This window comes from Gordonia sp. (in: high G+C Gram-positive bacteria), from assembly GCF_047600565.1.
Classification (GTDB): Bacteria; Actinomycetota; Actinomycetes; order Mycobacteriales; family Mycobacteriaceae; genus Gordonia.
This window is the reverse complement of the sequence record NZ_JASGKN010000001.1, coordinates 2,221,352-2,233,626: the sequence shown is the minus strand read 5'-3', so window position 1 is coordinate 2,233,626 and position 12,275 is coordinate 2,221,352. Positions and strand designations below refer to the sequence as shown.

Sequence of the window (12,275 nt, the reverse complement as noted above, 5' to 3'; positions counted from 1 at the left end):
CGGGTGCAAGATGATGGGCATGCCCAAGTTCACGACCGTCGACGAATTCCTCGACGACATCCCGGACCCCGAACACCGCGCGAAACTCGCCGGAATCCTCGACTGGGTCGGCGCCACCTGGCAGCAACTGGAACCGGTGATGAAATGGAACCAGCCGATGTTCCTCGACCACGGCACCTACATCATCGGCTTCTCGGTGTTCGCCAAGAACATCGCCGTCGGACCCGAGACCGCCGTCCTGGACCGGATGCGCGAACGCATCCATGCCGCCGGCTACACCACCACCAAACAGCTCATCCGGATCGGCTGGGATCAGCCGATCGACCACGACCTCCTGGCGAGCATCATCGACCTGCAGATCACCGAGAAGGCCGGGGTCACCACGCTGTGGCGTCCCTGAACTCGGGGCGCCCCTGACCGTCAGCTGCCGGACTTCTCCGCGCTGATCTCGTGGCCCTTCGACGTCAGGCAGCGACCCGACTTCAGGTCCCACTCCCAGCCGTGCAGGTTGCAGGTCAGCTTGTCGCCGTCGATCACACCGAACTTGCCGAGGTCGGCCTTCAGGTGCGGGCAGCGACGCTGAATGGTCCAGCCGTCCAGCTCCACCGTCTGATCGTCGTCGTGGGCTTCGGCGAACCAGCCGTCGGCGTACGCGATGCGCTCGTCGGTCAGACACTTGAAGAACGTGTACAGGTACTCGTTGTAGCCGCCGATACGCCAGGTGGTGAACCGGGTCGACAGGAAGATCGTGTTCACCCAGTCCGGCTCGTTGTCGCGCAGCACCGTACGGACCAGCACCGGATCGATACGGAAGCCGTAGCGGTACTTGCCGTCGCCGTCCTGGCGCATCCGCACCTCCCGCTTCGGGAAGTCGAGCACGAAGGTCTCGTCACCGACCACCAGACCCACCGGGTAACCGATGCCGTCGCAGATCAGATCCGACTGCGCCATGATCGGCTCGAACAGCTCCTTGAGCTGCGGCAGCAGAGGATCGCCCTCGGCCGGCGCCCAGGTGGCCTTGTCCGCGGCGATGATCGGCGCGAACTTCTCCTTCATCCGGTCCAGGTACGGCTTCTTGTTCTCGCCGAACACCTGCTCCGGCGGATACGGATGCTCGATCGACTGCATCTCCGAGCCGGCGAACGTGGCCGACGACCCCGACACCATCATCAGACCGCGATGCTTGACGCCGTCATCGGTGCCGTGCGTCTTCATCTGCTCCAGGAACTCGGCCTGATCCGGGAAGATCGACGCCTGATCGGACTCGGAACCGGTGTTGAAGTCGTTCAACGCGTAGAGGTCGTCGTCCAGGAACATGGGCGGGCCGGCCGACGGAACCACCCAGGTGGCGCCGACCTGCTCGATGTAGCTGCGGCAACGATCCATGCCGCGCTGACGCTTCTGCTTGGCGAAGTTGGCCTTCGACTTCTTCGGGATGTCGTAGACCATCGGGTACCAGATGGCGCCCGAGTACTGCAGCAGATGCACGTCGACGTGACCGAACTCGTCCTTCACGACGTCCAGATCGATCGGCCGGGCGTCGTTCATGTTGAACACGACGGTCTCGCCGTCGTCGACGATCAGGCCGGAGTCGCCGATCGGGCCGTCCGCCGGTGCCCGCAGCGCGATGATCATGACGTCCAGATCGCCCTTCGGCCCCGACACGTGATGCTTCGTCGAATCCTCCGTCTCGACGAACTTGGTGAAGCCGAGGCGCTCGAGGTCGCGCTTGAGATCGGGCACCGGGTAGTCGGGCAGCAGAACCGTGGCGTCCTTGTTGACGTTCTCGATCAGGTTCTTCTCGTCGTAGTGATCCCGATGCAGGTGCGAGACGTACAGGTAGTCGCAGTCGCCCAGCTTCTTCCAGTCCAGCTCGGTGTTGTCCGGGAACGGGATCCACGACGCGAAGTAGGCGGGATTGACCCACGGGTCGCAGAGGATCGATCCGGCGGCGGTCTCGATGTGGAAGCCGGCGTGGCCGATGCTGGTGATCTGCACTGGGCTGATGCCTTTCTTCGCAGGGCTGTGCCCCTTCAGCCTATCGGAGGCCGGTCAGCGCACGAACGGTGAACGCCACCCCGGAGAGTGCAGGCCCACCCACCCGGCGGCCAGCCCCAGCGCACCGGACAGCCACAACGTCAGCAACACGATCGCGACGGTGCCGATCCCCAACGCGGCCTGCGCCAGCCGGTTGCCGTCGATGTAGCGCGCGTAGAAGCGATTCAGCCGGTCCATGATCGCGTGCCGGAGACGCGCCGCCCACTCGAACTCCTGCGACAGGATCAGCAGCCCCAGGAAGACGATCGCCCAGCCGGGGCCCGGGTAGGGGATCGCGATGACGCCGACGACGGTGACCAGGATTCCGGCGGTGATCGTCAGGTATCGCAGCAGCCAGCCGTACCGGTGGTGGTGGCGCACGTGGTGGTAGCGGCGGCCGAGACGTCGGACCGCGTCGCTCAAACGGGACAGCATCGCCGTCGAGGGTACCGATTCGGGCGATTCACGCAGGTTTCAGCGACCGGCGATCAGATCCAGGATCCGCGGATAGTGCGGGTCGTCGGGCTCCAGGAACGACGTGTGGTGCGCACCGTCCAGCAGCACCTGGCGCCCGTCGCCGCCGGCGTCGTTCAGGGCCGACACGTAGTTCTCCGAGCAGTGCGGCAGCACGATCCGGTCGTCCGTGCCGTGCACGGCCAGCACCGGAACCCCGGGCGCGAGGTTCCGGATCGGATCGACCCGCGCGTACCGGTCGGGCACCTGCGCGGGCGTACCGCCCAGCGCCTCGACGATCGCCTCGTCGCCGTCGGCCACCGCCGTCGCCATGTCCAGCGGACCGGCCAGGGAGACCACCCGATCCGGACGGAACGCGGGAGAGCCGCGGGTGCCCGCCCACGTCGCGAGCTGGGCGCCCGACGAATGGCCGGCGACGGTCACTGCGCCGGCCAGCTCCGGATGCTCGGCCAACAGCCGGGGAGTGAAGTCGACGGCCCGCGCGACATCGTCGAACGTCTCCGGCCAGCCGCCGCCGGCCCCGATACGCCGGTACTCGATGTTGTAGACGGCGGTGCCGCGGGCGGCCAGATCCCGGGCCACATGCACCACGGCGCCGGCCGAACCCGGAAGCTTCCACGCGCCGCCGTGGACCAGCACCACCAGCGGCACCGACCCGGGCTCCAGCGGCCCCGGAGGGAGGTAGAGCGCCCCGAAATCCTGCTCCGGATCCGCATCCGGGCCGTCGTCGTACGTCACGACCGTGCGGGTCACCTCGGGATCGGACGTGCTCACGACGTCCATCCTGACAGTTCGCGGTTAAGCTCAGGGCATGGAACCCGTTTACGACACGGTGATCGGCATGGCGCGCACGCTGTGGGCGGCACAGGGCCTCAAGTTCAAGATCTCCGGCGTCGAGAACATGCCGAAGACCGGGCCGGGCGTGGTCGCGATCAACCACACCGGCTACCTCGACTTCACCCTCGCCGGCATCCCGGCCTATCTGCAGGGCAAGCGCAAGGTCCGCTTCATGGCGAAGAAGGAGGTCTTCGACAACAAGGTCGGCGGACCCGTCATGCGCAGCCTGAAACACATCCCGGTGGACCGCACCGACGGCGCCGCCAGCTATCAGCAGGCCGTCGACTACCTGAAGAAGGGCGAACTGGTCGGCGTGTACCCCGAGGCCACCATCAGCCGCAGCTTCGAGATCAAGCAGTTCAAGACCGGCGCGGCGCGGATGGCACTCGACTCCGGAGCGCCCATCCTCCCGACCGTCATCTGGGGAGCCCAGCGCATCTGGACCAAGGGCCATCCGAAAGCCCTCGGCCGGCACAACTTCCCGATCGTCATCGGCGTCGGCGAGCCGATCGCCCCGGACGGCAGCGCCGAAGACATCACCGCCCGGCTGCACGACTCGATGAGCACCAAGCTCCGCGAACTGCAGGACCAGTACGAGCAGATCAACGGCCCGTACCCGGCCGGCGCCTTCTGGGTGCCCGCCCGTCTCGGCGGCGGCGCACCCACCCTGGAGGAGGCGAACGCCCTCGACGCCGCCGACCAGGAGGCCCGGATGGCCAAGCGGCGCGCCCGCGAGGCCGGTGACCCGGGCGACGGCGGGAAGTCCTGACATGGAGCCCGTCTTCCGGACGCTCGAACTGATCGCGAACGGACTGGTCCGCGGCCAGGGCCTGAAGCTGAGGTTCTTCGGTTTGGAGAACATTCCGCGGACCGGCGGCGCGGTGCTGGCGGTCAACCACACGGCCTACACCGACTTCATCCCCGCCGCGCTCGGTCTCCAGAAGGAGGGCCGCCGCGGCCGGTTCATGATCAAGTCCGAAGTGATGGACATCGGGATCATGCGGTTCCTGGTGCACCACTGCAAGGCGGTGCCCGTCGACCGCTCCGCCGGCGCGGACGCCTACCGGGCCGCAGTCGATTCGCTGAGCTCCGGCGAGGTGGTGGTCGTCTACCCGGAGACCACCATCAGCCGCAGTTTCGAGTTGAAGGACTTCAAGAACGGCGCCGTCCGGATGGCCGCCGAGGCCGGAGTGCCGGTGGTGCCCTGCATCGTGTGGGGCGCGCAACGGCAGATGTCGAAGGGCACCCGGCGGCGGATGGGCCGCTCGGGAATCCCGGTCGACGTGATGTACGGCCCGGCCGTTCACTATCCCGCCGACGTCGACGCGGACGCGGCCACCGTCGAACTGCACACCACGATGGACCAGATGCTGCACCGCGTGCAGGACGGCTATCCGGAGGCGCCCCCGGGCGCCGACTGGCTGCCCGCCCGCCTGGGCGGTTCGGCGCCCACCCCGGACGAGGCGCTGGTGATCGAGAACGCGGAGGCCGCCGAGAAGGCGCGCCTGCGGGAGGAACGCCGCGCGGCGGAGGCGAATCAGGACCGCGACCGGTGACCCGGGAGTGGGGTCCGCCGACTCTGATCGCGTCGGACGTCGACGGCACCCTCATCGACGGCGACGACACGATCACGCCGCGCACCCGGACGGCGCTCGAACGGGCTCGCGCCGCCAGCGTGGAGCTGGTTCTGGCGACGGGCCGCCCACCCCGCTGGATCCCGCAGATCTCCGATCAGCTGGCCGAATCGCCGGCGGCCGTCCGGTTCGCGGTCTGCGCGAACGGCGCCCTCGTCTACGACGTGGCCGCCGACGCGATCCTGCACGCCGACGCCCTGCACCCGGAGGCTCTGGCGACGATCGCCGGGGTCGTCACCGAGGTGCTTCCCGGTGCCGGCCTGGCGGCCGAGCGCGCCGGCGCGATCAAGGACACCGATCCCGCCGACGCCGCCACCGCGCCGTTCGTGGCCACCGCCGGATACGAGCACGCCTGGCTCAACCCGGACCATCTCGAAGTGTCCGACGCGCACATCGCCGCCTCGCCCGCGGTCAAGCTGCTCGCCCGCGTACCGGGGATGTCGTCGCACGAGATGGTCGAGCGGCTCGCCCCCCACCTGGACGGTCTGGCCGAGATGACCTTCTCCATCGACACCGGCCTGATCGAGTTCTCACTCCCGCAGGTGAGCAAGGCCTCCGGTCTCGCCTGGCTGGCGGCGAACACCGACGTCGACGCCGCGTCGGTGATCGCGTTCGGCGACATGCCCAACGACATCGAGATGCTGCGCTGGGCCGGGCACGGCGTCGCCATGGGTCACGGCGACCCGGCCGCTCTCGCCGCCGCCGACGAGGTCACCGCGTCGAATCGTGACGACGGGTTGGCGCAGGTCCTCGAACGCTGGTTCTGAGAAAGCCCGGATCTCAGTTCGGGGCGTCGGCCTTCGGGAAGCCGAGGGCCGCGAGTCCGCCCTTGTTCAGGAAGTCGGAGAGGGCGTTGCCGCCGAGCAGGTGGGCGCCGGTCTCCGGGCTCCAGTAGATGAGGCCGTTCTGGAGCACCTGCACCAGACCCTGCACGCCCTTGCCGTCGGTCACCAGCTCCGGCTTGGCGACGGTGCCGGTGGAACCCTGGCTGTTGTCGCTGCGTTCGCGGCTGACGGTGCCGGTCGAGCCGTTGGCGTTGTCGCTGCGTTCGCGGCTGACCGTGCCGGTGGAACCGTTGGAGTTGTCACTGCGCTCCCACGACGTCTGCTTGGCGCCGATGGCTCCGGTGCCCTGCTCGATCAGCTGCTGCAGCTGCGGGGTCAGCTGGTTGAGGAGCCCGGTCAGGTCGCTGATGTTCGACAGATCCGAGATGCCCAGGGTCGACAGGTCGGGCATGCCGTCGCCGCTGAGCAGACTGGTCAGTGGACCCAGATCGAGCAGGTCCCCTCCGCTGCCGGTGCCGAGGCCGTCGCTGGCTCCGACCTGCGGCTTGACGATCTTCGGGGGCGTCTTCTGGCCCTGCACGGCGAACCAGTCCGACTTCAGCTGAAGCGCGACGCGAGTCTGGTCTCCGGTCAGCACCTTGGTGGTGCCGTCCTTGCCGGTCGCCTGCACCTTCAGGGCGCGGCCGTTCTCGGCGCCCAGACCGTTGGCCTCGATCACGTCGAGGCTCTTGAGTCCGTTGACGCCGAAGGCCTTGGCCACCTGGCTGGGGCTGACGGTCGCCGTCCAGTCGTGGGTCGGCGCGATCGCGTCGCCCGCGTCCTCGACCGCCGGGAACAGCCCGCCGGCGGTGTAGCCGCCGGTCGAGGCCGAGAACTCGGTGAGCGCCGGCTTGCCGTTCAGCAGCAGCACCTGGTTGTCGGTCGCGTCGGCGGCCCGGTTGGTGCGGGGATCCTCACCGGAGGCGCCGTGGTACATCTGCGAGTTCTGGGTGTTGTCGATCTTGCGGCCGTTCGCGAGCCCGGCGAGCACGTAGGAGCGTGCCGCGACGGCCTGCGCCTTGAGTGCCTCGAAGCCGCCCGCATCGGCCCATGCCGGCAGCGACTCCTTCGGGATGACGCCGCGCACGTAGTCGTTGACGCTGAGCTTGTTGACGACGCCGCCGTCGCCGAGGCCGATGGAGCCGCGGTACTTGTCGCCGCCGTTGCACATGGACAGCAGTTCGCCGGTGGGACGGCCGGGGCCGGCGGTCACCGGGTCGACGAACGTCACGTTCGGCACCGTCTTGACCTGCTTGCCGCCGCAGCCGGTGGTGATGGACGCGGTGGTGCCGTTCAGGCTCACCGCCTGGCCGGGCGCGACGGTCTCGGTGCCCACCTTGGCGCCGCCGGGAGCGAGGACGCTCACCGACGAGCCGCGCTTCTCGCTGAGCGAGACGGTGACCTCGGGGTTGTCGACCTTCCCCGCGGTGGTGTTGCCGTAGTAGTGCTTGAGGATCCGGTCGGACGACCAGCCCTGCTTGGCGTATCCGTAGGCGCCCCACTGGCCGAGCCCGCGGCCGTGGCCGTGGCCGTGGCCGATGAGGGTGATCGGGGTCTCGGAGGTCAGGGAGATCCCGGCCTTGTCGAGGAGCCCGGTGCCTTCGGCCACCAGTCCGCCTGCGATCAGGGCGGGCGCCAGCCCGAGGGCGGCGAGAGTCGCGGTCCGCTTCTTTGCTCGGCTCGGTCGGGTGTTCGGCACTGGCTTACCTCATTCGCGCGGGACCCCAGCTGCAGTCTGTGGCCCGTGTGATTAATGGGACTTATGTGACTGTAGTGACCACTAGGCGGTCTCTTCAAGCACCGCGGGCCCCCGGCGGGTCGCGCGCGTCGGCGGTGTTGCGGTGGGAAATCCTCAGGGAGGGTCCGATACCCTCAATGGTCGTGACGGATAAGAGTGGTGTGTACGACCTGATCGTGGTCGGGTCGGGTTTCTTCGGCCTGACCGTGGCCGAACGAGCGGCCACCCAGCTCGGCAAGCGGGTGCTCGTCGTCGAGCGTCGTGAGCACATCGGCGGCAACGCCTACTCCGAGCCCGAGCCGGAGACCGGCATCGAGATCCACAAGTACGGCGCCCACCTGTTCCACACCTCCAACGAGCGGGTGTGGGAGTACGTCAACCGGTTCACCGACTTCACCGGCTACCAGCACCGTGTCTTCGGCCTCCACGACGGCCAGGCCTACCCGCTCCCGATGGGACTCGGCCTGGTGTGCCAGTTCTTCGGCAAGTACTACTCGCCGGAGGAAGCGCGGAAGCTGATCGCCGAACAGGCGGGCGAGCTCGACGGCAAGGAAGCCGCCAACTTCGAAGAGAAGGCCATCAGCCTGATCGGCCGTCCCCTCTACGAGGCGTTCATCAAGGACTACACCGCCAAGCAGTGGCAGACCGACCCCAAGAACCTGCCTGCCGGCAACATCACCCGCCTCCCGGTCCGCTACACCTTCGACAACCGCTACTTCAACGACACCTACGAGGGACTGCCCGTCGACGGCTACACCGCGTGGCTGGAGAACATGGCGGCCGACGACAAGATCGAGGTGCGACTGGGCACCGACTGGTTCGACGTGCGCGACGACGTGCGCGCCGCCAGCCCGGACGCGCCGATCGTCTACACCGGACCGGTCGACCGCTACTTCGACTACTCGGCCGGACGCCTCGGATGGCGCACCCTGGACTTCGAGACCGAGGTGCTGCCCACCGGAGACTTCCAGGGCACCCCGGTGATGAACTACAACGACGCGGACGTGCCGTACACCCGGATCCACGAGTTCCGGCACTTCCACCCCGAGCGCGACTCCTACCCGGACGACAAGACCGTCATCATGCGGGAGTTCAGCCGGTTCGCGGACGACGACGACGAGCCCTACTACCCGATCAACACCCCCGAGGACCGGGAACGCCTGGCCGCCTACCGCGACCTGGCCAAGAACGAGACCGCGAACAACAAGGTGCTGTTCGGCGGGCGTCTCGGCACCTACCAGTACCTCGACATGCACATGGCCATCGCCAGCGCGCTGACCATGTTCGACAACACCCTGGCCCCGCACCTGGAGAACGGAACTCCTCTTGACTAGCGGCAAAGATTCGAAGGCCGTGTCCCTGCTGCAGCGGGTGATCTTCCCGCGCCCGGGCGAGCCGATGGACGTGCGTTCCCTCTACCTGGAGGAGGCGCCCCGCAACGAGAAGCGCGCCCACGCGCCGGACCGCACCAGCGTGCGGCTGTCCGGCGAGTCCGAGGTCAGCTTCGCCACCTACTTCAACGCCTTCCCCGCGTCGTACTGGCGCCGGTGGACGATCCTGGAGTCGGTGGTCCTGCGCGTCGAGGTGACCGGCACCGCCCGCGTCGACCTGTACCGCTCGAAGATCGACGGGTCGCGCATCGCGATCGGCGGCGACCTGGTGAAGGTCGACCCGAAGACGAAACGCGGCGTCTTCGAGTACGAGACCGACCTCGGCCCGTTCGAGGACGGCGGCTGGATCTGGTTCGACGTCACCACCGACACCGAGACCGAGATCCATGCGGCCGGCTGGTACGCCTCGGTCCCGGTCGCCGACGGCACCCCGGATCAGCGCGTCACCGTCGGCATCCCGACGTTCAACCGGCCGACCGACGCCGTCAACGCTCTGGCCGCCCTGACCTCGGATCCGATGGTCGACGCGGTGATCGACGCGGTGATCATGCCAGATCAGGGAACCCGCAAGGTGGTCGACGAACCCGGCTACACCGAGGCCGCCGCCGCGCTCGGCGATCGCCTGCACATGTTCGACCAGGGCAATCTGGGCGGATCCGGCGGCTACTCGCGCATCATGCTCGAGGCGCTGCGCCTGACCGACAGCCCGTACGTCCTGTACATGGACGACGACATCATGATCGAGCCGGACTCGATCCTGCGGGCGCTCGCGATGTCCCGTTTCGCCAAGAAGCCGATGCTCGTCGGCGGCCGAGATGCTCAACCTGCAGGACCGCAGCCATCTGCACTGCATGGGCGAGGTGATCGACCGGCACAAGTTCATGTGGACCGCGGCGCCGTTCGTCGAGTACGACCACAACTTCGCGCGGTACCCGCTCAGCGACCGCGAGAACTCCAAGAACCTGCACCGGCGGATCGACGTCGAGGGCAACGGCTGGTGGATGTGCATGATCCCGCGCGTGGCCGCCGAGGAGATCGGTCTCCCGATGCCGCTGTTCATCAAGTGGGACGACTGGGAGTACGCGTTGCGTGCGGCGCGCGCCGGCTATCCGACGGCCACCGTTCCCGGCATCGCGATCTGGCACATGGCCTGGAGCGACAAGGACGACGCCATCGACTGGCAGGCGTACTTCCACCTCCGTAACCGCCTGGTGGTCGCGTCGCTGTACACCGACGGGCCGATCAACGGCATCCTGACGTCGATGGCGAAGGCCACCGCCAAGCACCTGCTGTGCCTGGAGTACTCGACCGTCGCCATCCAGAACGAGGCGATCCGCGACTTCCTGGGCGGGCCGCACCACATCCGCGAGATCCTGCCGACCGCACTCGGCAAGGTCGCCGAGATCCGCAAGGGCTACCCGGACGCCGTCGTACTGCCGTCGTCGACCACGCTGCCGCAGACCACGGGGGAGGCCACCGCGCTCGGCGTCAACGAGCCGAAGAACCCGGTCGCCAAGGTCAAGCGACTGGTCAAGGCGGTCGTGAACAACGCCCGCCCGGCCGATCCCCGCCATTACGAGGTGCCGCAGGCCAACTACCCGCCGATCGAGGCCCGCTGGTACTCGCTGGGTCTGGTCGACGGTGTCACGGTGACCACCGCGGACGGCCGCGGCGTGGTCTACCGCCAGCGAGATCGCGAGAAGATGCTCGCGCTGGGCAGGGAATCAGCCAAGCTTCAGAAGGAACTGCGTGAGCGGTTCGACGAGATGCGCGCCCAGTACCGGGCCGCGCACGACGAACTCGCCAGTAAGGAGAGCTGGACCGGTGTCTTCGGAATCGACTGACCCCGCGACGGGGGAGGCCGCCGCGCTGGTCGCCGTCCAGCGTGCGATCGCCGACAAGCCGGGTGTGCTGGCGGCGGCCCGCGGGCTCTCGCATTTCGGTGAGCATTCGCTCGGCTGGATGGGGCTGGCCGCGGCCGGCGCCGTCCTGGCCGCCCGCTCCGGCGACGCCGACCGCAAACGCAAGTTCATCGAGGCCGGGGTCGGTGCCTTCGGTGCGCACGCCGCGTCGGTCGTCATCAAGCGGATCGTGCGCCGCAAGCGCCCGAACCATCCGGACATCGCCGTCGGCGTCGGCACCCCCAGCAAACTGAGCTTCCCGTCGAGCCATGCCACGTCCACGACGGCCGCCGCGATCCTGCTCGGTCGTGCGGCCGGACTGCCGCCCGCCGTTCTGCCCGCCGCGCTGGTTCCGCCCATGCTGGCGTCCCGGCTGGTGCTGGGCGTCCATTACCCTTCCGATGTGGCCGCGGGCGCACTGATCGGCGCGTTGAGCGCCGGCGCGGTGATCGCCGCGGACAAGATCTACACAGACAAGTTCTCTAAGTAAGGAACGCACCGATGAGCGAGGAGCCGATCGAGGCCGACGTCAAGGGCCCGCCGAAGAATCTGGCCACCGGCCTGATCAAGGCGCTGCGCCCGCGCCAGTGGGTGAAGAACGTCCTCGTCCTGGCGGCCCCGCTGGCGGCCGGTACGCAGGTGCTGACCGACGGCCACAAGATGGCCAACGTCGGTCTGGCCTTCATCGCCTTCTGTCTGGCCGCGTCGTCGATCTACCTGATCAACGACGCCCTCGACGTCGAGGCCGACCGCCAGCACCCCACCAAGCAGTACCGCCCGATCGCGGCGGGCGTGGTGCCGGTCAATCTGGCCTACGTCCTGGCCGTAGTGCTCGGTGCGGGCGCGGTCGGCATCGCCTGGCTGGCGAACTGGCAGACCGCCACCGTCATCGGCGTCTATCTGGCCATTCAGCTGGGCTACTGCTTCGGGCTCAAGCATCAGGCCGTCGTCGACATCTGCATCGTGTCCTCGGGCTTCCTGCTGCGGGCGATCGCCGGCGGTGTGGCCGCCGAGGTCGAGCTGTCCAAATGGTTCCTGCTGGTGATGGCGTTCGGCTCGCTGTTCATGGCGGCCGGCAAGCGCTATGCGGAACTGCAGTACGCGGAGCGCACCGGCGCCAAGATCCGCAAGTCGCTGCAGTACTACACGACCACCTATCTGCGTTTCGTGTGGACGCTCTCGGCCACCGCCGTCGTCATCTGTTACGGCCTGTGGGCGTTCGACGGCGTGCACAGCCAGAACGTCTGGTACGCCCTGTCGATGGTGCCGTTCACCGTCGCGATCCTCCGCTACGCGGTGGACGTCGACGGCGGAGAGGCCGGCGAGCCCGAAGAGATCGCCCTCGGCGACCGCGTGCTGCAGGTCCTGGCCGTCGCCTGGGTCGTCCTGGTGGGTCTCGCCGTCTATGTCTGACCGGTCCGCCCGTCCCGCCGCCTCGC

General features: G+C 68.2%; 11 protein-coding genes and 1 pseudogene. 8 read left to right on the top strand and 4 right to left on the bottom strand.

The genetic code is table 11. The annotated features are described in order from the left end of the window. The first annotated feature begins 19 nt into the window (after positions 1-19). Positions 20-400, top strand: coding sequence for an iron chaperone (locus QM774_RS10830; protein WP_414975876.1), 381 nt, complete (start codon positions 20-22; stop codon positions 398-400). A 20-nt stretch (positions 401-420) separates the two neighbouring features. Here the strand turns inward: QM774_RS10830 and QM774_RS10825 are convergent, their stop codons facing one another. Genes QM774_RS10825 through QM774_RS10815 form a run of 3 tightly spaced genes read right to left on the bottom strand, consistent with a single transcriptional unit; the run spans position 421 to position 3,285 of the window. Then, a complete protein-coding gene (locus QM774_RS10825) occupies positions 421-1,998 on the bottom strand; it encodes a Rieske 2Fe-2S domain-containing protein (RefSeq protein WP_414975875.1) in 1,578 nt (525 codons plus the stop codon). A gap of 54 nt (positions 1,999-2,052) precedes the next feature. After that, on the bottom strand, positions 2,053-2,472 hold the full coding sequence (locus tag QM774_RS10820; protein WP_414975874.1) for a TIGR02611 family protein: 420 nt from the start codon (positions 2,470-2,472) through the stop codon (positions 2,053-2,055). A gap of 39 nt (positions 2,473-2,511) precedes the next feature. After that, the gene (locus QM774_RS10815; protein WP_414975873.1) at positions 2,512-3,285 is read right to left on the bottom strand and encodes an alpha/beta hydrolase family protein; all 774 of its coding nucleotides are present in this window, start codon (positions 3,283-3,285) and stop codon (positions 2,512-2,514) included. A 37-nt stretch (positions 3,286-3,322) separates the two neighbouring features. Here QM774_RS10815 and QM774_RS10810 point away from each other — a divergent pair, with 37 nt between their 5' ends. Genes QM774_RS10810 through QM774_RS10800 form a run of 3 tightly spaced genes read left to right on the top strand, consistent with a single transcriptional unit; the run spans position 3,323 to position 5,749 of the window. Next, positions 3,323-4,117, top strand: coding sequence for a lysophospholipid acyltransferase family protein (locus QM774_RS10810; RefSeq protein ID WP_414975872.1), 795 nt, complete (start codon positions 3,323-3,325; stop codon positions 4,115-4,117). Position 4,118: 1 nt separating this feature from the next. Then, a complete protein-coding gene (locus QM774_RS10805) occupies positions 4,119-4,904 on the top strand; it encodes a lysophospholipid acyltransferase family protein (RefSeq protein WP_414975871.1) in 786 nt (261 codons plus the stop codon). Continuing rightward, positions 4,901-5,749, top strand: a complete 849-nt coding sequence (locus QM774_RS10800) for an HAD family hydrolase (RefSeq protein ID WP_414975870.1) — start codon at positions 4,901-4,903, stop codon at positions 5,747-5,749. Before QM774_RS10805 ends, QM774_RS10800 begins: the two co-directional genes overlap by 4 nt. A 13-nt stretch (positions 5,750-5,762) precedes the next feature. On the opposite strand, the gene QM774_RS10795 is transcribed toward QM774_RS10800, so the two are convergent. Next, positions 5,763-7,505, bottom strand: coding sequence for a SpoIID/LytB domain-containing protein (locus QM774_RS10795; protein ID WP_414975869.1), 1,743 nt, complete (start codon positions 7,503-7,505; stop codon positions 5,763-5,765). A 182-nt stretch (positions 7,506-7,687) separates the two neighbouring features. On the opposite strand from QM774_RS10795, the gene glf reads away from it, so the two are divergent. The 4 genes and pseudogenes from glf (at position 7,688) to QM774_RS10775 (ending at position 12,249) form a co-directional block, all read left to right on the top strand. Further along, complete coding sequence (glf, locus tag QM774_RS10790) at positions 7,688-8,878, top strand: UDP-galactopyranose mutase (protein ID WP_414975868.1); 1,191 nt, start codon at positions 7,688-7,690, stop codon at positions 8,876-8,878. Between the two features lie 64 nt (positions 8,879-8,942). Further along, positions 8,943-10,779: pseudogene (locus QM774_RS10785) on the top strand (glycosyltransferase). Next, the gene (locus QM774_RS10780; RefSeq protein WP_414975867.1) at positions 10,760-11,326 is read left to right on the top strand and encodes a phosphatase PAP2 family protein; all 567 of its coding nucleotides are present in this window, start codon (positions 10,760-10,762) and stop codon (positions 11,324-11,326) included. The pseudogene QM774_RS10785 and the gene QM774_RS10780 overlap by 20 nt, the downstream one beginning before the upstream one ends. 11 nt (positions 11,327-11,337) lie before the next feature. Next, entirely contained in the window at positions 11,338-12,249 is a 912-nt protein-coding gene (locus tag QM774_RS10775; RefSeq protein WP_414975866.1) for a decaprenyl-phosphate phosphoribosyltransferase, read from the top strand. Positions 12,250-12,275 lie beyond the last annotated feature (26 nt).

Bases quoted from the DNA above. Each gene is read 5' to 3' on its own strand.
- QM774_RS10775 (WP_414975866.1), top strand. From the start codon at position 11,338: ATGAGCGAGGAGCCGATCGAGGCCGACGTCAAGGGCCCGCCGAAGAAT.
- QM774_RS10830 (WP_414975876.1), top strand. From the start codon at position 20: ATGCCCAAGTTCACGACCGTCGACGAATTCCTCGACGACATCCCGGAC.
- QM774_RS10805 (WP_414975871.1), top strand. From the start codon at position 4,119: ATGGAGCCCGTCTTCCGGACGCTCGAACTGATCGCGAACGGACTGGTC.
- QM774_RS10820 (WP_414975874.1), bottom strand. From the start codon at position 2,472: ATGCTGTCCCGTTTGAGCGACGCGGTCCGACGTCTCGGCCGCCGCTAC.
- QM774_RS10810 (WP_414975872.1), top strand. From the start codon at position 3,323: ATGGAACCCGTTTACGACACGGTGATCGGCATGGCGCGCACGCTGTGG.